20 protein-coding genes are annotated in these 25,914 nt (G+C 40.4%); 8 read left to right on the top strand and 12 right to left on the bottom strand.

Annotated elements, in window-relative coordinates:
- Positions 1 to 331: 331 nt before the first annotated feature.
- The 9 genes from IEV27_RS16155 to IEV27_RS16115 form a co-directional block, all read right to left on the bottom strand.
- Positions 332 to 1,021 carry a YesL family protein gene (locus IEV27_RS16155; protein WP_188378535.1) on the bottom strand — a complete coding sequence of 230 codons (690 nt, stop codon included), beginning with the start codon at positions 1,019 to 1,021 and terminating at the stop codon, positions 332 to 334.
- A 25-nt stretch (positions 1,022 to 1,046) separates the two neighbouring features.
- Positions 1,047 to 2,015: a sugar phosphate isomerase/epimerase family protein gene (locus tag IEV27_RS16150; protein WP_188378534.1), complete on the bottom strand. Its 969-nt coding sequence runs from the start codon at positions 2,013 to 2,015 to the stop codon at positions 1,047 to 1,049.
- A 17-nt stretch (positions 2,016 to 2,032) separates the two neighbouring features.
- Positions 2,033 to 3,076 (bottom strand): Gfo/Idh/MocA family protein, encoded by a 1,044-nt coding sequence (locus IEV27_RS16145; RefSeq protein ID WP_188378533.1) that lies wholly within the window; start codon positions 3,074 to 3,076, stop codon positions 2,033 to 2,035.
- 6 nt (positions 3,077 to 3,082) lie between these two features.
- Positions 3,083 to 4,114 carry a Gfo/Idh/MocA family protein gene (locus IEV27_RS16140; protein WP_188378532.1) on the bottom strand — a complete coding sequence of 344 codons (1,032 nt, stop codon included), beginning with the start codon at positions 4,112 to 4,114 and terminating at the stop codon, positions 3,083 to 3,085.
- A 24-nt stretch (positions 4,115 to 4,138) separates the two neighbouring features.
- Positions 4,139 to 4,858: a ThuA domain-containing protein gene (locus IEV27_RS16135; protein WP_188378531.1), complete on the bottom strand. Its 720-nt coding sequence runs from the start codon at positions 4,856 to 4,858 to the stop codon at positions 4,139 to 4,141.
- Positions 4,859 to 4,878: 20 nt separating this feature from the next.
- Entirely contained in the window at positions 4,879 to 5,946 is a 1,068-nt protein-coding gene (locus IEV27_RS16130) for a LacI family DNA-binding transcriptional regulator (protein WP_188378530.1), read from the bottom strand.
- A 21-nt stretch (positions 5,947 to 5,967) separates the two neighbouring features.
- Positions 5,968 to 6,792 carry a carbohydrate ABC transporter permease gene (locus tag IEV27_RS16125; RefSeq protein ID WP_188378529.1) on the bottom strand — a complete coding sequence of 275 codons (825 nt, stop codon included), beginning with the start codon at positions 6,790 to 6,792 and terminating at the stop codon, positions 5,968 to 5,970.
- Complete coding sequence (locus IEV27_RS16120) at positions 6,792 to 7,652, bottom strand: carbohydrate ABC transporter permease (RefSeq protein WP_188378528.1); 861 nt, start codon at positions 7,650 to 7,652, stop codon at positions 6,792 to 6,794. The genes IEV27_RS16125 and IEV27_RS16120 overlap by 1 nt, the downstream gene beginning before the upstream one ends.
- A gap of 208 nt (positions 7,653 to 7,860) precedes the next feature.
- Positions 7,861 to 9,165, bottom strand: coding sequence for an ABC transporter substrate-binding protein (locus IEV27_RS16115; RefSeq protein ID WP_188378527.1), 1,305 nt, complete (start codon positions 9,163 to 9,165; stop codon positions 7,861 to 7,863).
- A 515-nt stretch (positions 9,166 to 9,680) separates the two neighbouring features.
- Between IEV27_RS16115 and IEV27_RS16110 the strand changes: the two genes are divergently transcribed.
- Positions 9,681 to 10,442, top strand: coding sequence for a sugar phosphate isomerase/epimerase family protein (locus tag IEV27_RS16110; RefSeq protein WP_188378526.1), 762 nt, complete (start codon positions 9,681 to 9,683; stop codon positions 10,440 to 10,442).
- Positions 10,443 to 10,735: 293 nt separating this feature from the next.
- Here the strand turns inward: IEV27_RS16110 and IEV27_RS16105 are convergent, their stop codons facing one another.
- A complete protein-coding gene (locus IEV27_RS16105; protein ID WP_188378525.1) occupies positions 10,736 to 12,316 on the bottom strand; it encodes a glycosyltransferase in 1,581 nt (526 codons plus the stop codon).
- A gap of 216 nt (positions 12,317 to 12,532) precedes the next feature.
- Between IEV27_RS16105 and IEV27_RS16100 the strand changes: the two genes are divergently transcribed.
- Complete coding sequence (locus tag IEV27_RS16100; RefSeq protein WP_188378524.1) at positions 12,533 to 13,585, top strand: hypothetical protein; 1,053 nt, start codon at positions 12,533 to 12,535, stop codon at positions 13,583 to 13,585.
- Between the two features lie 25 nt (positions 13,586 to 13,610).
- Here the strand turns inward: IEV27_RS16100 and IEV27_RS16095 are convergent, their stop codons facing one another.
- Positions 13,611 to 14,465: a MurR/RpiR family transcriptional regulator gene (locus IEV27_RS16095; RefSeq protein ID WP_188378523.1), complete on the bottom strand. Its 855-nt coding sequence runs from the start codon at positions 14,463 to 14,465 to the stop codon at positions 13,611 to 13,613.
- A gap of 139 nt (positions 14,466 to 14,604) precedes the next feature.
- On the opposite strand from IEV27_RS16095, the gene gnd reads away from it, so the two are divergent.
- From gnd to gntK, 3 genes are all read left to right on the top strand, one after another.
- A complete protein-coding gene (gene gnd / locus IEV27_RS16090) occupies positions 14,605 to 15,501 on the top strand; it encodes a phosphogluconate dehydrogenase (NAD(+)-dependent, decarboxylating) (RefSeq protein ID WP_188378522.1) in 897 nt (298 codons plus the stop codon).
- 63 nt (positions 15,502 to 15,564) lie between these two features.
- Positions 15,565 to 16,920, top strand: a complete 1,356-nt coding sequence (locus IEV27_RS16085) for a GntP family permease (protein WP_188378521.1) — start codon at positions 15,565 to 15,567, stop codon at positions 16,918 to 16,920.
- 78 nt (positions 16,921 to 16,998) lie between these two features.
- On the top strand, positions 16,999 to 18,543 hold the full coding sequence (gene gntK, locus IEV27_RS16080) for a gluconokinase (protein WP_188378520.1): 1,545 nt from the start codon (positions 16,999 to 17,001) through the stop codon (positions 18,541 to 18,543).
- Positions 18,544 to 18,622: 79 nt separating this feature from the next.
- Here the strand turns inward: gntK and IEV27_RS16075 are convergent, their stop codons facing one another.
- Positions 18,623 to 19,375: a MurR/RpiR family transcriptional regulator gene (locus tag IEV27_RS16075; RefSeq protein WP_188378519.1), complete on the bottom strand. Its 753-nt coding sequence runs from the start codon at positions 19,373 to 19,375 to the stop codon at positions 18,623 to 18,625.
- 150 nt (positions 19,376 to 19,525) lie between these two features.
- On the opposite strand from IEV27_RS16075, the gene IEV27_RS16070 reads away from it, so the two are divergent.
- The 3 genes from IEV27_RS16070 to IEV27_RS16060 are packed head-to-tail and all read left to right on the top strand — an operon-like array spanning position 19,526 to position 25,864.
- Positions 19,526 to 21,493 carry a fructose-specific PTS transporter subunit EIIC gene (locus IEV27_RS16070; RefSeq protein WP_188378518.1) on the top strand — a complete coding sequence of 656 codons (1,968 nt, stop codon included), beginning with the start codon at positions 19,526 to 19,528 and terminating at the stop codon, positions 21,491 to 21,493.
- A 60-nt stretch (positions 21,494 to 21,553) separates the two neighbouring features.
- Complete coding sequence (locus IEV27_RS16065; RefSeq protein ID WP_188378517.1) at positions 21,554 to 24,193, top strand: glycoside hydrolase family 38 N-terminal domain-containing protein; 2,640 nt, start codon at positions 21,554 to 21,556, stop codon at positions 24,191 to 24,193.
- Complete coding sequence (locus IEV27_RS16060; protein ID WP_188378516.1) at positions 24,194 to 25,864, top strand: alpha-amylase family glycosyl hydrolase; 1,671 nt, start codon at positions 24,194 to 24,196, stop codon at positions 25,862 to 25,864.
- Positions 25,865 to 25,914 lie beyond the last annotated feature (50 nt).

Here is a 25,914-nt window from a genome sequence, read left to right as displayed (position 1 = left end):
CATAAAAATGAGGCTGGTATGTAAGTAAAGCAGTGATGTAAAAAACAAACATTCGTTTAAACGTAGATCACCATCGTAGTCAAAATACGAAGACTCCTGTGGGAATAGCGCGAGCCGAAGATCCCGCAGGAAAGCGCTTTTTACTTTCTGAGGAAGCTAAGGCCGTGCCCACGGAAAACGAGTGTTTTGACGGAGCGTTGGCATAAATTCTCTTTAATATAAATAATCCGAACTGATTGCTGCAAAATCGTTCGGATTATTTTATGCTTTATTTAGGTTTGTCTCATCCTGATAAAAATAAACCAGGTTTTTTAAGCTTGGTTTATTGTAGTTATTTTTTATTATTAACAATTTTTAAATGAAGGCGGTAGAAAGCTGAGAAAGATAGAAAGGCGATTAGAGACCCCGTTACGATTGGAATTAATAAAGGGAAGATATAAAGACTAATGTATAACACAATAGCTGAACTAATGACAATCGTCAAAAATAATAAAGGGCTGCCTATCGTTATAAAGAAGGACTGCTTAAGAAAGCCTTTAAGCTTCATGTCATAATGAGCCATCACAGCGAAAAAGTTAATCGTCCAAACAAACAACAAAATCCCCATAATAAGAAAAGCGTTCATCAGAAAAGTATTTCGCGTAGAGAAGTAATAGACGTCAGCCGCAAGTACAGTCCATAGTACTACAAATACAATACCGCCACCTAAGCTTTTCAAATAATTTTCCTTATAGTAATAAATGTACGAGTTCTCGACTAGATCATTTTCATCTTTTCTCACCCATTCTCTCGCTTTAGCAAATAGAGCAGTTGTTGCGGGGAAAAATACAAAAGGGGTAATTAATACGAGAGGTGCCATGATATAAAAGATAAGCCCGCTGTCTTGTAAGTTTAATAAACTGAGAAGAAGGAGGCCAACTGGCAAATTGAACAAGGCCCACAGCAAATTTCCTAACGTAAACCTGCTAATCCATTCGCTGACGGCATACATGCCACCCATAAAACCTGATCGATTTGCCATATAAATCACTCCTTCTCCTCAACCATTAAGCCCACCACATATCTGCTGGAGGCTCCTCAATATTTACGGCTTTTAAATTCTTAACGGCTTGATTAAAGCCTTCACTAATTGACATAATAGGATCTTCGTGTTCAATGCTGATGACATGATCATAACCATACGTACGAAGCGCACTTACAATATTAGACCATTCCTGAATGCCATGTCCATACCCCACCGAACGGAAGCTCCAAGCTCTTGTTTTCACTTCTCCATAGGGCTGCATGTCCGTCAACCCGTACATGTTAACATTTTCCTGGTCAATGTACGTATCTTTTGCGTGGAAGTGATGAATGGCATTTGCATTTCCGAGAATTTTAATAGCAGCAACCGGGTCTATCCCCTGCCACCATAAATGACTTGGATCAAGGTTAGCTCCTACAGCATCACACGTAGCTTCCCGAAGCTTTAACATCGTGTGAGGCGTGTGAACGAGAAACCCTGCATGGAGTTCAAGTCCAATTTTCACATTATGCTCTTCTGCAAATTTACCTTGTTCTTTCCAATAAGGGATAAGCTTTTCATTCCATTGCCATTCAAGAGTATCGGAGTACTCAGCCGGCCAAGGGGTTACTGGCCAATTCGGCGATTTGTCTCCTTCCGCTCCTCCTGGAGTTCCAGAAAACGTATTGACGACCGGGACATCGAGAAGGTTTGCTAATTTAACAGTTTTCACAAAAGCATCGTGAGATTCCTGTGCAAATTTTTCATCTGGTGAAATAGGGTTGCCGTGACAGCTGAATGCACTAATCGTTAACCCGCGCGAATGAACCTTATCCAAGTATTCAGCACGCTTCTCTTCACTTTCCAACAATGCTTCCACGTTACAATGGGCATTTCCAGGATAACCACCTGTACCTATTTCAACAGCTTTCAATCCTGATTCCTTGGCTTTATCAAGCATATCTTCAAAAGATAAGTCGGAAAAAAGCACCGTAAATACACCTAGTTTCATAAGTTATTCCTCCATTCTCAATCTGTAATCTTTATGCTGGAACCTTCTTCACTACTTTTATAAATGGCTTCAATTAATTTCGTAACTTTTAAAGCTTGTTCTGGTTTAACGACAAGTTCTGCTTCTCCTATACAACTGTCTACGAAGTTTTTCGCTTGTACAAATCCTTCACTAAGTCTTTCTTTCGGAATGTTGGGCTGACTGTTCCATACAGATCCATATTTTGTCTGATAAAGTTGGAACGGATAGACGTCCATTCCCCCATCCACCCCGGAAATACTTAAAGCTGTATAATCCTCTTTAATGTTCGCCGCCCATGAACATTCGAATTGCATGGATAACCCATTCTTAAACGTAATATAGCTCGTCACGTGATCATCAACATTGAATGTTTCATGGTCAAAGGCTCCCCAGTCATTCACTTGACCAGGGGTTTTACTTAAACGGTCGTACGTTCGTCCTATAACCTCCACAGGTTCAGGATCATCAAGCAGCCAAAGCGCTAAATCAAGCAGATGGCAGCCGAAGTCGATTAAACTCCCGCCACCTTGTAAGTCTTTGTTGGTGAAAACTCCCCAGCCTGGTACTTTGCGTCGACGCATGGCTTGTACTCTCGTTACAAGAGGTTCTCCAATCTCACCTTGCAGGATTGCTTCTTTTGCAAGTTTAGCTTCTGGCATATAACGGTAATGGTAAGCAATCGATAGAAGCCTGTCATTTTTCTCGGCTGCAGCAATCATTGCTTCACATTCCTTCGTCGTTATGGCCATGGGCTTCTCACATAAAACATGAACCCCGGCTTCAAGTGCAGCGATAGCAATCTCAGAATGGAATTTGTTTGGTGTACATATTGTTACTGCATCGACCACTTCAAATAATGGTTTATAGTCATCAAAAACGTGTGGAATATCAAAGGTCTCGGATACAGCGTGCGCACGATCAATATCAACGTCTTGAACCGCTGCTAATTCCACAGTTTCACTCATACCTGCATAAGCTGGAATGTGGCGTTCCTGTGCAATACCGCCAGCACCGATGATTCCCATCTTTAATTTACTCATAGCCAATCACTTCTCTAACTTTGTAATTTTACGTGTTTCTCCTGATTCAAGCGCTGCTAAAATAACATCCAGCGAACGCTTTCCTTCTTCCCCATCAATAAGAGGCTTCTTATCTTCAACAATACATTCGACAAAATGATCGATAACTCCTGTATTTGTTTGTCCACCTTCATCGTTGGATTGAATTTGACCAAGTTCGTATTTTACAATTTCACCGTTTGTATATTGCGCGATTAAAGAGTACGTAGGATCATCCTCTAAACGAAGGGTGCATTTTTCTCCATAAATCACTGTAGAGTTATCTTCTGCTGAATTGTAAGCCCAGCTTGCAGTCAATGTACCAACTACACCATTTTCTGTACGAAGGATGCAGACTGCATTATCATCTACAGAAATTCCTTCCTTGGCATTATTTTCAACGAACCCAGCTACATCAACAAACTCTTCTCCAAGAATATGGCGTAGGAGGTCCGCCTTATGTACTCCAAGGTCTCCCATAGCTCCAATGAAAGCTTCTTCTTTTCTAAAGAACCAGCTGTCTTCTCCCTCAGCACTCCATCCTTCAGGACCACCGTGACCAAACGTAGTGCGGAAGCTGTAAACCTTGCCAATATCCCCATTTTCAATCAGCTTACGCGCTTTTTCATGAGAGGAAACAAAGCGTTGGTTGTGAGCAATCATTAGTTTCTTTCCATTTCGTTCTGCTGCTTCGATCATTTGTTCAGCTTCTTCATGAGAAGTCGCCATTGGCTTTTCACAAAGCACGTTGGCTCCTGCATTTAAAGCAGCTATGGAAACAGGTGCATGAAGGTAGTTTGGTAAACATACGCTTACTGCATCTACGTCTTCCTTATTCAAAAGTTCTTCATAGTCCGTGTACGATTTAGCTCCAAAAGCTTCAGCCGTAACCATAGCTCGTTCTTCAACAATATCGCAAACAGCTACAATATCCACTTCTTCATTCGCTTCATATTCAAGTAGGTGACGGTTCTGAGCAATACTTCCACACCCAATAATAGCAACTTTTAGTTTTGACATTGTAAGTCCTCCTCCTTCTATCATTTACTTCTCTGAAATTTTTTCTAACGGTTGAGCGTTACCGTAAACGTTCTTAGGTGTACCTCCGTTGTTCACCCACTTCACACCATTTTGGATAACTTTTTGTACTTCTTCATGATAATAAGTAGGATATGTTTCATGTCCAGGGCGGAAGTAGAAAATCTTCCCGCGACCACGCTTAAATGTTGCTCCGCTTCGGAAAACTTCTCCACCTTCGAACCAGCTGACAAACACCAACTCATCTGGGGCTGGAATATCAAAGTGCTCTCCGTACATTTCTTCTTTTTCTATATCAATGTACTCCCCAAGACCTTCTGTGATCGGATGCGTAGGATCGACAACCCAAATACGTTCTTTATCATCAGCTTCACGCCATTTCAAATCGCAAGTTGTACCCATAAGCTTTTTAAAAACTTTTGAAAAATGTGCAGAGTGTAGAACGACAAGTCCCATTCCATCCAGGACACGCTGCTTCACTTTTTCAGCAACTTCCTCAGAAACCTCTTCATGGGCTTTATGCCCCCACCAAACTAAAACATCTGTATCGTTAAGTACTTCATCCGTAAGTCCATGTTCTTCTTCATCTAAAGTTGCTGTGCGAACAACATGGTCCTCACCTTCCAAAAATCCAGCAATAGCCCCGTGGATTCCTTCTGGATAGATATCAGCTACAACCTGGTTCTCTTTTTCATGACGAAATTCATTCCATACTGTAATATTCATTAAAATCGCTCCTTTTAGATTTAATTTGCGTCGAGTTGTGGTTTTAACTTTTCTGTAGATGGTTTTATAGAAAGGCATGAATCTCTTTCCACAATATTTGTTGGAATAATGACCCCTCTTTTTATCATACTCGGCTCATGCAGTATATCGATTAAACCATTCGAGGCTTCATAGCCGAGCTGATAAGGGTTTGTATCTACTGTCGTTAATGGCGGGTTAGCCAGTTTAGCGATCATCGTATTATTAAACCCGATGATACTGACGTTATCCGGAACTTTTATATTTTGTTCTTGAAGCGCAGACATGACAGTCAGCCCATTGTAATCATCTGTTATCACTAAACCAGTTGGCGGCTGTGGCAATCCCATTAAATCTTTCACAATGTTCTTACCGTTTTCCACCGTATCATTTAAATCTATACTTCTAACAGAGTGATCGTTGATTTCTATTCCATGCTGCTTTGCTGCCAGTTTAAAACCTTTTAAACGATCTCTTGTCACTTCAAATTTTAAATCTCCGCCGATAAAACCTAATTCTCTGTGGCCACGATCAATTAAATAATTCGTGGCTTCGCGGCTTGCTTCGATATTATCATTATCCACATACATAAACTTATTGGCCCCGTATAGAGGTTTGCCCACAACGACAAACGGAAAATTATGTTTCATTAAATATGGGGCCACTTTGTCATCTTCTTTTGAGTAGAGAACGATAATACCATCCACACGTTTTCCTTGAACCATTTTAACGACATCTTGAAAAATCGATTCCTCAGATTCACCGGTTGTTAAGTTCAAACTATAATCTCTCTTATGGCAAGATTCACTTATCCCTTTTAGTATCTCTGAAAAGAATGGATTTTCAAATGAATGAGTGGCTGAGTCCTTCATCACTATTCCAATCGTTTGAGTGGACTGACGGACGAGCACTCGTCCATTTAAGTTTAAATGGTAGCCCATCTCCTCCATGATTTTCCGAACTCTTCTTTTTGTATCTTCACTTATTCTTGGACTATCAGATATTACTCGGGACACAGTGGATGGCGCCACATTTGCTCGTTTAGCAACATCTTTTATTGTGACTGACATGTTCATCCACCCCTTTAGCTATTATTTCACGGCTCCTTCAGAAACCCCCGCAATGATTTGTTTTTGAGCGAAGAAGTAGCCAATAATTACTGGAATAATGGCAATGGTTAAACCAGCTAACGCAAGGTGCCACTGCTTCGTATACTGACCGAAGAAGAAGAACATCTTCAACGGAATCGTTGCGTTTGATTCGCTTAACACAAGAGATGGAAGTAAATAGTCATTCCAAATCCAGATCACATTCAAAATACCTACTGTTACAGAAATCGGCTTCAATAATGGGAAAACAATGAACCAAAACAACTGGAAACGGTTAGCTCCGTCGATGATGGCTGCTTCATCCATTGATTTCGAAACTCCAGTCATTGCTCCGTGATATAGGAAAATTGATAAACTACAACCAAATCCTAAGTACATGAAGATCAAGCCGCCCGCATTCAACATATCTGCCTGACCGAAAAGGGCAACTAACGGGATCATTACCGATTGGAAAGGAATCAGCATGGCAGCTACGAATATGAAAAACATAACGCCGCTTAACTTACTCTTATTTCGAGCAAGGGCATAACCTGCCATGGATGAGAAGATGATGATGATCGCTACACTTAAGCCAGTAATCAGCGTTGAATTAAATAAAGACTTAAGGAACTCAAGATCAATAAACGCTTCTACAAAGTTTTCAGTAATCCATTCTTCTGGAAATCCCAGTACTCCTGTAAAAATATCACGCTTTGTTTTAAAGGCATTGACGATCATTAAGTAGAATGGAGCAATCCAAAGCAGCCCTAACACGATACCTAATATTTCGATTGAGAATAAATTTCTCTTTTCGTTGTTTTTCTTCATTACATCTCAACCTCCCGCTTCTTGTTGTAATACACTTGAGTTAATGCAACTACAGATACAATCAAGAAGAAGATAACTGCTTTTGCCTGAGCATAGGCCATGTCATTATCAGAGAACGCTGTGTTCACAATTTCCATAGCTACCATTTGGGTTTGGTTAGCTGGCCCCCCATTTGTTAAGGAGAGGTTTTGGTCATAGATCTTAAAGGACATGGATAAGGTTAGAAACATACTAATTGTAAATGCAGGTGCAACTAGAGGAAATGTAATATTTTTAAAGCGTTGAAAGCCATTTGCCCCATCAATTTTAGCCGCTTCAATCAAGTCCTTAGGAATATTTTCTAAGTAAGCAATATAAATGATCATAATGTAACCAGCCATTTGCCAGCACGTTAGGATGACAATTCCCCAAAAACCTGTATTTGCTGTAGACAACCAACCATTAAACCCTTCAATACCTGTTAAATCTCCAATATCTCCAAATACACTGATGAAGATAAACTGCCAAATAAACCCTAGGATTAGTCCACCAATGAGGTTAGGCATGAAGAAGATTGTTCTTAATAAATTACTAGATTTAAGGTTTCTAGTTACGATTAAAGCTAAACCTAGCCCAAATACGTTTAATAGAACAACTGCTACAAAAGCAAATTTCGTAGTGAACCAGATGGAGTTCATAAATTCGGCTTCTTGGAACAAATTAATATAGTTTTGTAATCCTAAAAATTCATTAGCTCTAAGTCCGTTCCAGTCTGTAAATGAATAAATAAATCCATAGATGAATGGAATGACCACGACTACCCCAAGTCCCAATATAACTGGGGTTAGGAATAACCAAAAGGCAAGGCTTTTATTATGCATGCGACCGTCCTCCAATGCTGATTACGCTAACTTTTATGTATAAAAGTAAGAGCGAGTTTTATGAAATCGATTTCAGAAAGTAATGAAAGTTGAACATCTCATCTATTAGGCTGTCTAATCTCCTAAACACCCTAATAGAAAAGATATTCAATTAATGAATCGATCAAGAGCATGAAACCATGCTCTTGCCGATTCTTTTTCAAAATGACTATTGTCTAGCGTTTTCCCAACCATTACGTGCTTTTTCTTCAACTTCTTCCCACTCAATGTCTCCGCCAAGGTACTCTTGCATAGCAGAACCTAAGTGATCTTCAGTCCATGAAGTCGGTGCCCCCATGAATACCCATCCAAGTGTTTCTTCCGCAGATGCATATTCGTATACTTCTTCAGAAATAGGGTCAGCAATGTTTTGATCTTCATATCCTTCATAAGCTGGAATAAACTTAAATTCTTCCGTTACAAACTTCTTACCTTCTTCAGATGTATACATCCAGTCTAAGAAGTCTTTACTAGCTTCAATTACTTCTTCGTCAGACTCGTTGTTTACCGCCCAGTTATTAGATACTCCCACAGGAAGCTTGCCTTCTTGTCCTTCAACTGGAATTGGCAGCAGACCTACATTATTTTCAGCGAATTCAGGATCCATTTCTTCAAGTGTGTTGTATACCCAGTTACCTTGCTGGATCATAGCTACATTCCCAAGAGAGAAATGCTCTTCTACTTGCTGAGAGTAGTCAAGGCTTAGGACCGGTCCTACAGAGTAGTCAGCCTGCAGGTCTAAGAAACGCTGCATTTCATCTCCACGCTCGAATTCTACGGTGTCAGCTTCATAAGCTTCGGAAAGACTATTATCGAACTCGGTAGCTAGGAACGTATTCGCTAAGTGGTTACCTAGCACCCACTGTTCTTTTGCAGGCAGTGCGAAAGGTGCTTCAATACCAAGATCGTCTTTCTGATCATCAATCGTCTGTACAGCTTCTTCTAAGTCATCCATCGTTTCAATAGATTCTGCATCTACACCTGCTTCTTCAAATACTTCTTTATTGTATAGAAGTCCATATCCTTCCTGGTTAAAAGGAAGGCCTAGGATCTCCCCATCACGCTCTACAGCAGATAGTGTACCTTCAAGTGCTGCACCTGCTGCTTCAGTATCTGATAAATCCGTAAGATAATCCTCATATTCATCTACATCAGCAGGTCCGCCTACGTTAAAGATATCTGGATCTTCACCAGATGAGAAAGATGTTTTAAGAGCTTGTCCGTAATCGTTACCTCCGCCGACTGTTTTAACGTTAATATTTACATCGGGATTTTCTTCTTCATACATTTCTACTAATTCCTCAAACTGATTCTTGAATTCTACTTTAAACTGGAAGACATCAACGGTTACTTGATCTTCAGAACCTCCGTCACCATTAGATTCAGAGTCTCCTGACGAAAAGGAACAACCTGCTAAAACTGTTGAAGCCAGCAGTGCTGAAGCCATTCCTGTATAAAACTTTTTCTTCTTCATGTAACACACTCCCCTAATAATTTTGTCTAGTTAAATGAATGCGCTTCCACTATTCACATAAAAAATAGATCATTCTTATGGCGTAATCCTTCGACTTATCCGCATCTCATAATCTAGTGCACTCGTTTGCATCTTGTATGTAGCAAAGTTGCGCAATTGCATGAATACGCTTTATAAGTACTAGTGCAGAGTTTGGTTGCGTTTTCGTGAATACGTTTGCACAAATTCATTATCTAAACTATACCACGGTAATATCAGAATAACAACATGAATTTTTAGATAATAATTTCAATTTGTAATCGATTTCAGTATCCAATATTATCCATACGTTCGAGGGATACTGTTCTAACAACGATTCTATGGCAAACGTTTTCGCAAAATCTATTCAATATCTTACCTATTATTCTTTTAAATTTTTTAATATCTTGCAGAAAATTTGGTTTTTTTTAAGTAATTTTGTAAGATTTAAGAGAAGATATGATCTAAGACCACTTAAATAGAAACGAGGGAGATTTATGAATACGATACCAGTCGCAGTGCAATTATATACGCTGCGTGAAGAAACTGAAAAAGATTTTGAAGGTACATTAAGAAAAGTCGCTGAATTAGGATTTGATGGCGTTGAATTTGCGGGACTTGGGGATTATACGGCAAGCGAAATGAAGGAGCTTTTAGATGACATTGGCTTAAGAGCTGCTTCCAGTCATGTACCACTGGAGCAAATAAAAAATAATTTAACCCAAGTGATTGAGGTACAAAAAATACTTGGAAGTAAATATATCGTATGCCCTTACTTCGAACCTCAAAACGAAAATGACTACCATCAGCTCATCGATGTCTTAAAAAGAGCTGGAGAAATGTGCCGTTTAGAAGGTATGAAGCTATGTTATCATAACCATGATTTTGAATTGAAAAAACAATCAGATGGGCGAACGGCCCTGGAAATGATCTTCGAAGAAACGGATCCTCTTGATGTTAAAGCGGAGTTTGATATTTATTGGCTTAAAAAGGCTGGAGAAGATCCGATTGAATGGATAAAACGCTATGATCGCAGAACCCCTCTTCTACACCTTAAAGATATGACGACGGATGAGGAGCAATTTTTTGCGGAATTAGGAACTGGAGGACTTGACCTTGACTCTGTTTTATCGTTAGGGGAACAAGCAGATGTGCAATGGTGGGTTGTAGAACAAGATGAAAGCCGAAAGACCCCTTTAGAAAGTTTAGAGATAAGCATGAATTACTTAAAAACAAAGCTGCCTCATTTAACGAAATAAATGTAATGAGGGTGGGACATAAGTAATGTCTTGATGTCAAAAAACGAACGATAAAAAATTGATTCGTGTAAGCGCAGATCATTAGCGCAGTCAAAACACCGCAACAGTGGAGCGGCTCTATTGCAGCGAGTAAGTATAAGGGTACCAGCGAAACGCTGTAAAAGAGCGACGCAAGAGGAAGCTGAGACGGAAAGATGGTAAAATCCTTTCTTGGCACATAAATAATCCGAACTGATTTCAATAAAATCGTTCGGATTATTTTTATGCCTTATTCAGTTTTGTCCCAGCCTTACTTATTTATGATTGTTTTTTTTATATTCTTCCACTTTAGCAATGGAGGTGAGAAATTTATCTTTGTAGGATTCTTTATTGAAGTTCTCATTAATAAAAGCAGCACCTTTAATCCCCATTTGTTTAGTAGTTTCTGGATTTCTAAACAAATCAATCATTTCATCTGCTAAGGCTTCGATATTTTTATCTTCTACCAGCTTCCCTGTCACATTATGATGAATTAAATCGTTGGGTCCATATCGCACATCATAGCTGATAACAGGTGTTTCGTTAACTGTGCTTTCAAGAACGGATAACGCAAAACCTTCACTTTTTGATGTTAACACAGAGAACAAACCACGTTGATACACTTCATCTGGATCATGGGTATAACCTTTGACACTAACGTTTCCTTCTAAGCTCTGCTCTTTAACCAGTGTTTTCAGCTTCTCTTCTTCTGTTCCAGTACCCCAGATTTCAAGCTTTGCGTCTGGTATATATTGAATGACTTTTTTAAAGGCCCTAATCGTGTGATCAATTCTTTTTAATGTGGATAGCCGACTTACAACTACGGCTAGTTTTGGATCACGTTCATCTTTAGATAAGAACTTTTTAATCGCTCCCCCGCTCTTACCCTTGGACTCATGGTAATGAGGAATCGTGTGGAAGAAATCCTCTTTTCCAAAACGGCGAATCAAATCCTGTCTTTGCTGTTCCGTTAATACAAAAGCACCATCATATTGATTTAAATTATCTATTCCTGTTTTAACTTTATCCGCTATATCTCCATTTTCATCAAATGGATAATGAACATGGCTGCTGTGCAGGCGCCATATCTTCGTCGCATATTTACCTGGGATTTCAGCTAATACTTCATCTGTGCTGCGCGTATCCGAAATGACTATTGGATCTTTATACTGGGATAGAAGGCTGGTAATCCAATCCACTTTAAACTTCGTACTGCCTTCTCTATAAATTTTAGTAATTTCTCCAGTTTTAGGATTAAAATGATTAATCCGAATGACTGATCCTCCTTTAGGGTCAATCCATTCCGATAAATAAGCTTCTTTTTTTTGATTATAATACACTTTCTGCCTTGGCTTATTCTTATTGAAATCCATAAAGACAACTCTTTTTAAATTTCCCTTGGGATCATAATCTTCTCTTTTCGTTCGGTAGCGGTTCTCATTAAAATAATCGATAAAGTTAAGATGATCATCATCCCCATAATCGATGTATTTTGTATAAACTCCATTTTGATAAATACGATAAGCGTTCTTCCCTTTACGCTTATTGATGGTCCCGCCTTCTGCTAAATCTTTTAGTGTTTTCTTCTTAAGTGTCTTTTTACTTGGAGACGTTTCCATATTTCCATCTAATTCTTCATAGTGGTTTAGAATAGTAACATTTGGATGGATTTTGTCCATTTCTACTAAGTGGTGTCTGATTTGAGGATAGTTGAGGTTATAGTTAAAAGTTACCATATAGACATCAAATCCCATTTCAGCAAAGGTGGAAGCCTGCTTCAGAGAAGCCTTTGTTAATCCCCCTCTGACCAAGTCGATTGAATTCATTAAGAAAAAGATAGGTTGCTGTTTATCCATGATCTCACCTGCTTTGAATTGTTGGTTATCGTTTGTTGATTATTTATTAGTACATTCGTTTTTGATCAACAATTTATGCGTACATCAACTTGTCTTTTCCCACATTTTTAAAATTTAAACTCCTTCCATTGTAGGAATTTGCGGAAAAATGTATGAATTAGGCTATCACCTAGCCGTCTTGAGCTACATACCTTACAAATAGAGGAGCGTGAGAATGTGAAGGGAAAAGAAATTCATTATTTTGCAGGGGATCATACTGCTAAAGGATTTTACCCATTTTATTTATCTAACTTCCAAGGATTAGATCACGTTATCAGATGGAAAAGAGGGGAGTTAATCAGTGCAGCTGACCCTTTAATGAAAGTGGCAAACGAATGGATGAATAAAGGCTACGAAGTGGAAATGATCCATTGTTCTGCTGACCACAAGGCTCTCGACGGCTTTATTCTACCTGAATTAAATATCGGTGTTTATGCAGGCAGTCATCTTGTTCGTGGGTTCGGAAAGGCCACTGAACGATTTATTTCCACTCCCCTACCCACCCATCTAGAACACAAAATACAAATTTACAAACGACAAATGAAAGAAGCATATCATCAAGCTCACGAAGCTTTCAAAATCGGGTTAGACATTCATGACGATCTGGAACTTATTTATATATCTAACATGAATTTTACGAGGGCAAACGATCTAACCGATGATTTTATTAACCAGCTTCATCTATCCAAAGCATCACCAGCGCCCCTTCAAAGGACGAAACACCGCTTTTTTGGTGCATCTACACCAGAGGGCGTTGTGGATTACATCCCTAACTTAACGGAAGGATTAGACCATCGCTATTTTATCAAGGGGCGCGCAGGTACTGGCAAATCAACCTTCTTACGAAAAGTGGCTGCAGAAGCAGAATCATTAGGTCACAATGTCGAACTGTATCACTGCGGGTTTGACCCAGAAAGTATTGATATGGTCGTGTTGCGTGATCTAGGCATTTGTGTGTTTGATAGTACCGATCCGCATGAATACTTTCCTGAGCGTAAAGGTGATTCTATCATCGACCTCTATGCAGAAACCGTAACAGCAGGAACAGACGAAAAATTTGCTGAAGAAATTGAGGAACTTACTAAATCTTACAAATCTTACATGAAAAAAGGAATTATTTATTTACAACAGGCCAAATATTTAAATAATGAATGCCACGACCTGTTCTTAGAAGATGATTTTGAAGATATTTATCAAGAAATTAATAAAGAAATAGAAAATCATAAATAAACGGGGTACGGTAGACCCCGTTTATTTATAGTCTTTTTAACGACATGGCTTCACGCATATTTTCTAAAGAACGCTTTCCCGTTTCCTGCTTAGCTATCATTATGTTTGTATATAGAGCGTCAATAATACTTAACTGTGCGATCCTTGATGAAAATGCTTCAGATCGAAAGTCGGTTTCTTCTGATACCGTATAAAGGGAAATATCGGCTTCCTTCGTTAGTGGTGATTTCGCAAAGTTCGTTATGGCAATCGTCTTAATTCCTTTTTCCTTTAGAACTCTAAGGACATCGAGAGAATCCTTCGTCGTTCCAGAGTGTGAAATAATGACCGCTACATCGTCTTCTGCCAACTGTGATGCAGACATCAACTGCATATGGGAATCAAGCTGAGTACTAGTCAGCAATCCTGTTCGAATAAATTTATGATAACCATCCAAGGCTACCACCGCTGAACCCCCGCAGCCATAAAATTCAATTTTTCTTGCCTTCAATAAAGCGTCAACAGCTTCTTCAATCGCTTGTCCGTCAAGAATTTGCAACGTACTTTCCAACGTTTTACTATTCGAATGAAAAACTTTTTCGGAAACCGTTGTTACGCTGTCCCCATCATTAATTTCCTCATGAATATCTTTAATAGGTGTTACAATTTCAGCAGCTAAGGCAATCTTTAGTGCTTGATAACCTTTAAAGCCAATTCGTTTACAAAAACGAAACACCGTCGATTCAGCTACATCCAATTCGTCGGCTACTTGGTTTATCGTGTGGTGTATGATCGTTTCTGGCTGTTCGAGGATGTAGTCTGCAATTTTTTTCTCTTTATCACTAAACTTCGAATAACTGCTTCTTATTCTTGCAAGTCCGTGCTGTGTCTCCCGTTCCATCATGCGACCCCCTACTTAAGTTTCATGTTTACATTATATAAGAAAAAAATATTTTTTAAATGTCTTGCTTACGAAAAAAAATTTGATATAATCGCTCGTAGGCGAAAAAATATTCTTTTGCTACAAAGGAGGCAATTTAATGAAAATAGGTATGGTAGGCCTTGGAAAGATGGGCCTTAACTTAAGCTTGAACTTATTAGATCATGATCATACGGTTGTAGGCTATGATTCAGACTTAACGGTTCAAGAAAAAATAAATCATGAAAAATTTTTTTATCGTAATTCTTTAGAGCAGTTTGTTACTGATCTACCTTCTCCACGAGTCGTATGGTTGATGGTACCTGCAGGAGAAGTAACTGAAAGCGTCATTCAGACCCTTTCTAAGCTTTTGCACCCGGGTGATATGATTATTGATGGTGGTAATTCAAATTACAAAGATACCCTTAAACGATCTGAGTTTCTAGAAGAAAAGGGAATTTATTTGTTTGATTGTGGTACAAGCGGCGGCACTGATGGAGCTAGAACCGGTGCATGCACAATGATCGGCGGGCATCCTGATAAATTCAAACACATTGAGCCCATTTTTGAAGACGTTTGCATAGAGAATGGTTATCTATATACAGGCAAAACTGGAAGCGGTCACTTTCTAAAAATGGTACATAATGGGATCGAATATGGAATGATGCAAGCCATAGGAGAAGGGTTTGATATCCTCCATAAGAGTGAGTTCAATTATGACTACGAAAAAGTGGCTAAAGTGTGGAACCATGGATCCGTCATTCGTTCGTGGTTAATGGAGCTAATGGAACAAGCTTTTTCTAAAGATGCAAATCTCGAGGACCTTAGAGGAGTAATGAATTCATCAGGTGAAGGAAAATGGACAGTGGAAACCGCACTCGATCTTCAGACGTCTGCACCTATTATTGCTTTATCGCTAATGATGCGTTACCGCTCACAAGAAGAGGATACCTTCTCAGGTAAAGTTGTAGCGGCATTAAGGAATGAATTCGGTGGACATGCTGTCGTAAAACAATAAGTAACTAGAATTCTTTAATCTTTATCATGAAAGCGGTTCATTACATTTAAAGGAGGAAATAACATGTCAGATTTATCATTAATTTTCGTAGCCATAACGGGGATTTTCTTACTATTATTTTTAGTTATTCGTACAAAACTCCATGCTTTTGTTGCCCTATTACTCGTTAGTTTAGTCGTAGGGATTGCAGCAGGGATGCCTTTAGGCGATGTCATCGATTCGATGGAAAGCGGCATGGGCGGAACACTTGGATTTGTTGCTGTTGTCGTTGGTTTAGGTGCTATGTTTGGTAAGCTTCTAGAAGTTTCTGGTGGAGCTGAACGACTGGCCCAAACATTGATTGCTAAATTTGGTGAAGATAAAGCTCAATGGGCCTTAGGGATTACCGGGTTTCTAGTTGCCATACCTGTGTTTTTCGATGTTGGATTTATTATATTAGTCCCAATCGTTTATGGATTAGCTAAAAAAGCAGGAAAATCCATTTTGTATTACGGAATTCCCCTCCTAGCTGGTTTAGCGGTTACTCACAGCTTTATCCCCCCTACTCCTGGTCCTATTGCAGTAGCCGATTTAGTTGGTGCGGACCTTGGCTGGGTTATTCTTTTTGGGGTGCTGGCAGGTATTCCATCTATGATTCTAGCAGGCCCTTTATTCGGGCGTTATATAGCTTCTAAGATTAATGTAGGCGTTCCAGATTATATGGAGATAAGTGAAGAAGAGCAGCAAAAAGAATACGATAAGGAACTGCCTGGTTTTGGCTTAATCGCTACGCTCATCTTTATTCCATTAGTATTAATTTTAGTGAATACAATTTCAGAATTGCTGCTTGCAGAAGGAAACTTATTCCGAAGCATTGCTACTTTCCTTGGGCACCCATTTGTAGCATTAACAATCGCTACTCTGCTAACCTTTACATTCCTAGGAACAAAACGCGGCTATACAAGAGACGAAGTCCAAGAAATTGCCACAAAAGCACTTGAACCAGCTGGTATCATTATTCTTGTTACAGGGGCTGGTGGTGTATTCAAACAAGTATTAATTGATTCCGGGGTTGGTGATGTCCTAGGTGAGATTATGATTGATTCCGCACTTCCACCCGTACTTTTAGCATTCGTCATTTCTACAGCTGTTCGCTTAGCTCAAGGCTCTGCTACGGTTGCTATGGTTACAGCCGCCGGACTTGTCTCTCCATTAATTGAGACGCTAGGCTTAGACGGACCAGTCCTTGGTCTAGTCGTTATTTCCATTGCAGCAGGTGCTACCGTATTTTCTCACGTGAATGACTCTGGATTCTGGCTCGTTAACCGCTACTTTGGACTTGACGTTAAAGACACATTAAAGTCGTGGACCGTGATGGAAACCATTATCGGTTTCGTCGGATTTTCCGTCGTATTCGTCATAAGCTTGTTTATATCGTAAACTATAATAAACCGTGAAAAAGGGATAGCCATGAGTCTGTCCCTTTTTCACGAATAGACTCACAAAGGAGGAACAGCGATGACTTCACTATCTTATTATTTAGGGGTAGATATTGGGACTACAAGCACAAAATCCGTACTTTTCACTAAAAAAGGTGAAGTGGTGACTCAACATACCATCAATTACCCTTTACATACGCCAAATCAGCTTGTAGCTGAACAAGATCCATCAGAAATCTTAGATGCTGTCCTTGGAACCATTCGGGAAACAGTAAGAAAAGCGAAACTTAACGAAGGTGATTTATCGTTTGTTTCTTTTAGTTCAGCCATGCACAGCCTGATTGCTGTAGATGAAGAAGATGAGTTGTTAACCAATAGCATTACGTGGGCGGATACAAGAAGTGCCGAGTATGCTAGAAAGCTTAAAGAAGAACTAAACGGCCATGACATTTATTTGCGTACAGGTACACCGGTTCATGCCATGTCCCCTCTTGCCAAATTAATGTGGATGAAAGAAGAGAAACCAGAAGTTTTTGTTAAAGCAAAAAAGTTCATCTCCATTAAAGAGTATGTGTTTCACAAGTTGTTTGGTGAATATATTGTTGATCACTCGATCGCCTCAGCTACAGGGTTATTTAATTTAAAAGAATTAAATTGGGATGAAGAGGCCTTGCAGGTTGCGGGGATTACACCGGATCAATTATCTACGCTTGTGCCAACTACTCATTCTATGACAGGTATCCAAAAGGAGTATCAGCAATACCTGGGCATTGCAGAGCAAACCCCTTTTATCGTTGGAGCCAGTGATGGTGTGTTATCTAATCTGGGAGTTAATGCTATAGAGCCAGGAGTTATTGCGGTAACAATAGGGACAAGTGGTGCAATACGAAGCGTTACCAATGAACCCAAAACCGATCCAAAGGGGCGTATTTTCTGTTATGCACTCACTGAGGACCATTGGGTAATTGGCGGTCCAGTAAATAACGGCGGCATGGTGTTACGATGGCTTCGCGATGAGTTTGCTGCCGCTGAGGTAGAAACAGCTAAACGGCTTGGAATCGATCCCTATGATGTGTTAACAAAAATAGCGACCAATGTTCCTGCCGGCTCTGACGGTTTAGTGTTCCACCCTTTCTTGACAGGAGAACGAGCTCCACTATGGAATTCGAGTGCTCGGGGATCGTTTTTTGGCCTTAGCATTCATCATGAAAAACAACACATGGTCCGTGCCGTTCTAGAGGGTATTATTTACAACTTATATACCGTCCTTCTCGCGCTTGAGGAATTAACAGGTGAACCACAGCGCATTCAAGCTACCGGTGGTTTTGCTCGATCAGAAGTTTGGCGGCAAATGATGACAGACATCTTTGATAAGCCTGTCGTTGTACCAGAAAGCTATGAAAGTTCTTGCCTGGGAGCGATCGTTTTAGGGATGTACGCCACCGGGGAAATTGAAGATTTCAGTATTGTTTCCGAGATGATTGGCAATACTCACACCCACGACCCGGTTCCTGAAACCTCTGCTGTCTATCGTGAACTTCTCCCCATTTATATAAGGTTATCTCGCTTATTCGAGGAAGAGTATGGCTCCATTGCAGAATATCAAAGAAAACATATAAAATAAGTGATCCCCTCCATGCTGCATGGAGGGATTTTGTTTTGCCCGTTCGGAGCTGTTTTATAAGCGAGCAGCGTCGCAACGCTCAACCTTTTCCCACCATAAATTTTAAATAATACTCAAAGGTTAAGTCAGCGAGCATAACGAGAGACGATCGATTGGAGACGTCATATCCTTCGTAGGATACTTTTTCGACCGGTGCACTGACCCCCTGCTGGCATGTTTTAAACAAACGGCTGTCCGGATTATTTGTCATAGCCACTGTTTTAATATTCAAGTGGTCCAGTTTATCACACGCTTTTAATAACGTCTCCGTTTCTCCACTTGAGGAAATAAAAATAACGAGGTCATCTTTACTAATCCAATTACTAATAAGGTCGATCATGTGTGACTCATAAATATACGTGGTCGACAGATTCACCTGCATGAGTCTCTTACTTACATACTCCCCTATCATCTTCGTAAGACCAACGGATAATATAACGATCCGATTGGCCCTGTCAATCGAATGAGCGATGCTTTGTAAATCATCTGCACGTAATTGTGACAAGCTAATTTGTACATCTTTTTTGTATCGCTCAATAGGATCGAGATCTCCTGGAAGTTCTGCAGCTTGATGATTTTTCAAGAAGTATTTTAACTCAGAAAAACCGTCCATACCGAGCTTGTGACATAAACGGATTACTGTCGTCGTACTCACATTATTTTCTTCTGCCATTTGAGTCAGCGGCATCGTTTTTGACGCTTCCCAATGATGTTCAATGTAATACAGTACATGCTTCTCCGAGTGTGTCAACAAAGGTATTTTTTCTGAAAATGTATCAAGTAAAATGCCCATAAGATAAGCCTCTTTTCTAGATGATAACCAGAGTATAGCATGCAAAATGTACAATTGTACATTTCCTGTATAACTACTGATTGGCAACCTATGATACAACTGAATTAAGCAAATGAAAACACTTACAAAAAGATAGAAAGGGTGACGGAAATGAATTTAGCGCAAATGACAACATCGTCTCTTGTTCGTTTTGATGTAAACGACTCAAAAAAAGAAGATGTCATTAGGAAATTAACCGAACAATTGTATGATGAAGGCTATTTGAATTCCAAGGACGACTTTTACAAAGAAGTATTAGAAAGAGAAAAATTATCTGCCACAGGATTTGAAGCAGGTCTAGCTATTCCACATGGGAAATCAAAGGCGGTTAAAAAGGCCGGATTTGCAGTAGCAAGACTGTCCACCCCTATAGAAGACTGGGAAAGCATTGACCCTAACAATAAAGTAGAGCTTGTCTTTTTACTAGCCATTCCTGAAGGGGAAGCTGGATCAACGCATTTAAACTTATTAGCAGAACTTAGTACCAGGTTAATGGATAAATCGTATTATCAGCGATTGATGGAAGCAACTAATTCACAGGAATTTATCGCCGCTCTTGATCAGAAAGATACCGGTGACGTTGAGGAGCCGGTACAGGAAATGGATCGAACAGTACTTGTCGTCACTGCTTGTGCTGCCGGGATTGCTCACACGTATATGGCTGCTGAAGCGATGGAGCAAGCCGGAAAGAAAAAAGGCGTACGTGTCTATTCCGAAAAACAGGGAGCTAACGGTCTTGAAGACGAACATACAGCGGAACGCATTAATCAAGCAGACGCTGTCGTTTTTGCAACAGATATCACCCCTAAAGGAAAAGACCGTTTTAAAGGTCTTCCTTACGTCCAAACTCGTGTTGCAGCCCCTCTAGAACGAGGCGAAGAATTAATTGATCAAGCGTTAAATAATCCTGACGGAGTGGTCGAATCCAATGGTGAAGACGAACCTTCTTCTACATCTAATAAAAAGCAAGGCGTTCTTGCAGAGATGGGGCAAGCCATCTTAACAGGTATTTCTTACATGATTCCGGTCATTGTGGCTGCCGGCCTCATGATGGGGATTGCAAAGCTTGGAGCGATTCCATTTGGCCTTGTAAATGACATTAATGATCCTAGCTATGCCACTTCTGACAATGAACTATTTGTTATTTTGCACCATTTAGATAAATTTGGGTTCCTTATTTTTCAATTTATGTACCCCATCTTTGCTGCTTTTACCGCTTATTCTCTTGCCGATCGAGTAGGGATTGTAGCTGGTTTTATCGGTGGTCTATTTGCTGCTGGTGTTCACTATCAGTATTGGGGAGTTGAAGAAGGAATTCCATCCGGATTCTTAGGTGCTCTCATCTTAGGTTTAACCGCTGGATATATTGCAAAATTTTTAAATGAAAAGATTAAGTTGAATAAAAATTTCCAGGCAATGAAGCCGATGCTTATCATCCCGGCCATAAGTGTTATGTCCATTTTCTTATTAAACTTTTATGTGGTAGATCCTGTCTTTGGCGGTTTAAACGAACTTCTGCGTGTAACCATTGAATCTGCTCAAGAGTCTGGTGAAGTTGTGCTGTCGACAATTATTGCCTCAGCTACGGCATTTGACCTTGGCGGCCCTGTTAACAAAGCAGCAGGTGCCATCGCAATTGGACTGGCAGCTGACGAGATTTTCCCATTAACTGCTCGCGTACTTGCGATCGTTATCCCACCGATTGGTCTTGGGTTAGCCACAGTAATCGACCGGTTTGTCGTAGGTCGCAGGGTTTTCGACGCCAACCTTCGTGTAGCCGGTAATACGTCTATTTTACTTGGCTTTATCGCCATTAGTGAAGGTGCGATTCCATTCATGCTGCGCAACCCGCTTATTACTATTCCAATTAATATTATTGGAGCGATTATCGGTTCAGTAACCGCGGTACTACTCGGTGCCATTCAATGGTATCCGTTACCAGCATTTTGGGGCTGGCCGCTCGTTGAAAATATTTGGGCTTACCTGATTGGGTTGACTGTCGGTGCTCTGTTTATAGCACTAGCTAACATCTTCATTCGTCATTCATTAATTAAAAAAGGACGAATGACGGTTGAATAACTCACCTTGCCTGTCCGTTCCCACACGGGCAGGCTCCCATGCTAAAGGAGGATGTTTTCCATGTCGAAAAAGCGCGTATATGTCGTTCCCCACTCTCACTGGGACAGGGAATGGTATTTCACTATAGAGGATTCAAACTTATTACTTGCCGAAAACCTTGATCATCTCTTGACGATTTTAGAAAAAAACCCAGATTATCACGGATATATCTTTGACGCTCAAATTTCCATCGTTGACGAGTATTTAAAAGTGCGTCCTAAGAACACCGAACGTCTTCGCAGTCTAATTACTGAGAAACGACTGTTTGTCGGGCCGTGGTATACGCAGGCGGACTCTTTACTCGTACACAAAGAATCACTGATTAGAAATCTACTTTACGGAGTTAAAGGTGCAAAAGAGATGGGTCATGCGATGAACATCGGCTACCTCCCCGACATCTTCGGGCAAAACCAGTACCTCCCTTCTATTTTTAAAGGATTCGGTATTGATAACGCCATACTTCAACGCGGTATCTATCAAGATCAACTTGACAGAAACACGAATTTCTTGTGGCAGTCTCCAGACGGAAAACAAGTAAAAGCAAATGTTATACCTTTAGGCTACGGGCCAGGAAAATTCTTACGTTCAGATGATGAATTTCATTACGAGCGTCTACAGCCGATGCTTGAGAAACTCGAAAACATAAACCACGACACGAATCACTTGCTTCTCCCATCAGGAGGTGACCAAGTATTAGTCCGCGATCATTTCCCGGCCACCATTCAGCAATTAAATGAAAAAGATGAGCGCTATGAGTTTGTCCTATCAGATTATGAGACTTTTATGAATGATACATGGGAAACTCACTCCTTTAAGAACGTGATCGAAGGAGAACTGATCGGGACAGAAGGTTCACGCATTCACAACACAATCGGTTCGCAGCGGTATGATATTAAAAAGTTGAATGATGAAGTAGAACATAAAATCATCCATCAATTAGAACCTCTCGCTTCACTTGCTTTACACGTTGGCCTTAGATACCCCAAAGAGTGGCTGGACCTTATGTGGAAACAGCTATTTGATGTGCATGCACATGATAGCATCGGAGGTTGTAATTCAGATGAGACGAATCACGATATTATTCAACGTCTCATAAAAGTGAATCGCCAGGCAGATGGTCTTATGAATCTTATTAAGAAACAAATGACAGAAGCAATTCGTAACGAAGAAAAGCATGATGATCTTGTTGTGACCTTTAATACGGACCCTAAACCTTATCAAGGCGGCATTCAAACCGTACTGTTTACAAAATCACCTCAGTTTGGAATCCATACCATAGACGGGGAAAAGCTCAAATTCTCTATTACGCAACAAGATTACTTGAGCGGAGGTAAAAAAATAGTGGTAACTGCAGAAGGGGATCAAGAGGTGGAGATTCCTGGTTACTACCGCTCAGAAGTGTATATCCCTCATACCGAATTGCCTGCGTTAGGATACACAACTTGGAAGGTTGTTGAAGAGGAAGCGATCAGTGATCACCTCAGTGAAACACAAATGCAATCGATCGGCAACCGTCATTATTCAGTGGAATGGAAAGAAGGCAGACTTACGTTAAATGAACGTGCTTCCAACACCACAATAGAGGATTTTATTCAATTTGAGGATACAGCAGATGCAGGAGATTCATACGATTACTCTCCTCTTCCAAATGACGCTCCCATAATCTCTGGTAAGGCTGAGCTTCTCTCAGTGGAGCATTCTGACGCTGTACACAGGTTGACCGTGAGACACGAGATGCAATTACCGCAAGACTTATCTGCTCGTAAACAGGGTATTTCTGGTGAACCTTTTTCTATAAATACGGTAATTGAACTTCGCAAGGGTGAAGGTTTCGTTCGTATGAAACATGTGGTGGATAACCACGTGAATGATCACCGTTTACGTGTCATTGTGAAAACGCCTGTGGGAGGTCCGAACTTCTCTTATGGCGATCAAGGGTATAGTTTAATTCGTCGTCCTGTTGTAAGTGAGCGAATGGCTGACTGGCGCGAGCAAGGATACAAGGAAGCTCCCGTCCCTATTTATAAAGTAGAACAGTTCGCTGGGCTTTTAAGTGAGCGTGGTTCACTTATGGCATTCACAAAAGGAATAAAAGAATATGAGATTGTCGATTCTTCGATTGCTCTCACGATGTTCCGTAGTGTTGGGCTGCTTGGACGGGATGATTTAATGTGGAGACCTGGACGTGCTTCTGGAATTAACAATAAGGTCGTGACAACTCCTGATGCTCAGATGCACGGAGAAATGACGTTTGAGTATGCACTTCAGTTGTCTGGCAGTGAGCTTCGCGCGGAAGAATTGTTTGATAGTGCAGCTCGTTACAAAGAACGTTATGTGACGTATCAGCGACAAGAATTAAATACTTTTGAAGAACGGTTGGACAGATTTGAAATTCCATACCCCGTGAAAAAGCTGCCTAGTCAGTATTCCCTTACTGAACTTTACGATGATGGATTGTTTGTTAGTTCAGTAAAAAAAGCTCATGACAGTAAGGATTTAATCATTAGAGTGTTCAACCCTGCTGATGTAAAACGTGCGATTGATATCAAAGGACGCACCGATGTCGAAGCTGTAAATTTAAACGAAGATCCTGAGGGTGATTTGTTTGTGGAAGCGAAAAGCTTTCAGACGATTCGATTGCGTAACGGAGGTGCTAAGTGAATGAAATTGCTGGATCAAATTAAAGAGCATTTAGAAAAGATTTATGGTGGCGTTTCAGATAAGGATGTACGGCCTTTCGAGCAGCTTATCACTCGCTGGGAAAAAGAGGATTGGCAGGCAGCAAAGACTCCAACGGAAAAGAACGTCTATCTTATTTCCTACGGGGATAGCATTTATCGTAAAAATGAACCTACACTGCCAGTCCTGCATCAGTTTTTAAAAGAAGAAGTGGGTGACACCATTACTGATGTGCACCTTTTGCCAATGTTTCCTTATACGTCGGATGACGGCTTTTCAGTTACGGATTATCGTGCGATCAATCCTGAACTCGGTTCATGGTCTGATATTCGTTCGTTTTCAAATGATTTTCAAATGATGTTTGATTTTGTAGCGAACCATATGTCGAAATCAAGTGAGTGGTTCCAGGAGTATTTAAACGATCACCCCGAATACCGTCATTACTTTATCCCGAAAGATGAACAGTTTGACAGCAGTCGAGTTGTTCGACCGAGAACTTCTCCTCTTTTTCATGAGTATAGGGGTGGGAAAACGGCTTGGACTACATTTAGTGAGGATCAAGTGGATGTGAACTTCAAGCATATTCCTGTACTCGTGGAAATGACAGATATTTTACTGGAGTACGCGCATCAAGGAGCTGCAAGCATTCGGTTAGACGCGATCGGATTTATTTGGAAAAAATCAGGCACAACCTCGATTCACTTAGAAGAAGCGCACGAAATTATCCGCTTATGGCATACAGTCATCAATGCCTTTAAGCCGAATACTCAGCTCATTACGGAGACAAATGTGCCGCACCAAGAAAACATTAGCTATTTTGGAGATGGGACGAATGAAGCTAACATGGTATATCAATTCAGCCTCCCTCCCCTTGTTCTCTACAGCCTGATGACTCACAAGGCTGATAAATTAACGGAATGGGCAAAATCAATTGAGAAGGTATCTGATTCAGCCACTTATTTTAATTTTTTAGCCAGCCATGATGGTATAGGTATGCGTCGAACAGAAGGCATTTTAACAGACGAGGAACGACAGCAGCTCGTTGAACAAGTGAAACGCAACGGAGGAGAAGTTTCTTATAAAAGGAATCCGGATGGAAGTCAATCGGTTTACGAGTTAAATATCAATTATTCTGAGGCACTTGTTAACAAAGGAGAAGACCTTACGGAGATGGATGGGGTAAAGAAAATGCTGGCTGCTCATTCTATTTTACTCTCCGTTATTGGGGTTCCCGCGATTTATTACCATTCATTGCTAGGTTCAAAGAATGATCGAAACGGGTATGAGGTATCTGGGATCCCTCGTCGAATTAACCGTGAGAAGTTAGAGTTCGATCGCATTAAACAAGAACTCCATGAGAATGAGAGACGGTCAGCCATTTTTCATGGGCTTAAAGAGATGATTAATCTTAGACAGCAAGAATCTGCATTTTCCCCATATGCTGTCCAAGAGGTCATGGAAATAGATCCCCGTATTTTTGCACTGAAGCGAGTAAATGACCGGACGGGTGATGAAGTATTTTTTGCCGTGAACACGTCACGGGATGATGTTTCGTTTGACTTACCTTACCATGGAACAAAACTTTGGGGACCAGTTGGAAATAGCGAACCCATTACCCTTGGAGCCTACGACTTTATTTGGCTAAAACGCTAACATCTTTTTATACAACTTATGGTACAATGACCGATAGAGTAAACCGTAAA

This window comes from Halobacillus andaensis, from assembly GCF_014636475.1.
In the GTDB taxonomy this organism is placed as follows: Bacteria; Bacillota; Bacilli; order Bacillales; family Halobacillaceae; genus Halobacillus_A; species Halobacillus_A andaensis.
Note: the sequence above shows the minus strand (reverse complement) of the source record. Positions and strands in the feature narration are given on the sequence as shown.

Excerpts from the sequence above, each read along its gene's own strand:
- IEV27_RS16060 (WP_188378516.1), top strand. The coding sequence starts at position 24,194 with ATGAAATTGCTGGATCAAATTAAAGAGCATTTAGAAAAGATTTATGGT.
- IEV27_RS16110 (WP_188378526.1), top strand. The coding sequence starts at position 9,681 with ATGAATACGATACCAGTCGCAGTGCAATTATATACGCTGCGTGAAGAA.
- gnd (WP_188378522.1), top strand. The coding sequence starts at position 14,605 with ATGAAAATAGGTATGGTAGGCCTTGGAAAGATGGGCCTTAACTTAAGC.
- IEV27_RS16155 (WP_188378535.1), bottom strand. The coding sequence starts at position 1,021 with ATGGCAAATCGATCAGGTTTTATGGGTGGCATGTATGCCGTCAGCGAA.
- IEV27_RS16120 (WP_188378528.1), bottom strand. The coding sequence starts at position 7,652 with ATGCATAATAAAAGCCTTGCCTTTTGGTTATTCCTAACCCCAGTTATA.
- IEV27_RS16070 (WP_188378518.1), top strand. The coding sequence starts at position 19,526 with ATGAATTTAGCGCAAATGACAACATCGTCTCTTGTTCGTTTTGATGTA.
- IEV27_RS16130 (WP_188378530.1), bottom strand. The coding sequence starts at position 5,946 with ATGTCAGTCACAATAAAAGATGTTGCTAAACGAGCAAATGTGGCGCCA.
- IEV27_RS16095 (WP_188378523.1), bottom strand. The coding sequence starts at position 14,465 with ATGGAACGGGAGACACAGCACGGACTTGCAAGAATAAGAAGCAGTTAT.
- gntK (WP_188378520.1), top strand. The coding sequence starts at position 16,999 with ATGACTTCACTATCTTATTATTTAGGGGTAGATATTGGGACTACAAGC.
- IEV27_RS16135 (WP_188378531.1), bottom strand. The coding sequence starts at position 4,858 with ATGAATATTACAGTATGGAATGAATTTCGTCATGAAAAAGAGAACCAG.
- IEV27_RS16105 (WP_188378525.1), bottom strand. The coding sequence starts at position 12,316 with ATGGATAAACAGCAACCTATCTTTTTCTTAATGAATTCAATCGACTTG.
- IEV27_RS16075 (WP_188378519.1), bottom strand. The coding sequence starts at position 19,375 with ATGGGCATTTTACTTGATACATTTTCAGAAAAAATACCTTTGTTGACA.
- IEV27_RS16125 (WP_188378529.1), bottom strand. The coding sequence starts at position 6,792 with ATGAAGAAAAACAACGAAAAGAGAAATTTATTCTCAATCGAAATATTA.
- IEV27_RS16150 (WP_188378534.1), bottom strand. The coding sequence starts at position 2,015 with ATGAAACTAGGTGTATTTACGGTGCTTTTTTCCGACTTATCTTTTGAA.
- IEV27_RS16065 (WP_188378517.1), top strand. The coding sequence starts at position 21,554 with ATGTCGAAAAAGCGCGTATATGTCGTTCCCCACTCTCACTGGGACAGG.
- IEV27_RS16115 (WP_188378527.1), bottom strand. The coding sequence starts at position 9,165 with ATGAAGAAGAAAAAGTTTTATACAGGAATGGCTTCAGCACTGCTGGCT.
- IEV27_RS16085 (WP_188378521.1), top strand. The coding sequence starts at position 15,565 with ATGTCAGATTTATCATTAATTTTCGTAGCCATAACGGGGATTTTCTTA.
- IEV27_RS16145 (WP_188378533.1), bottom strand. The coding sequence starts at position 3,076 with ATGAGTAAATTAAAGATGGGAATCATCGGTGCTGGCGGTATTGCACAG.
- IEV27_RS16140 (WP_188378532.1), bottom strand. The coding sequence starts at position 4,114 with ATGTCAAAACTAAAAGTTGCTATTATTGGGTGTGGAAGTATTGCTCAG.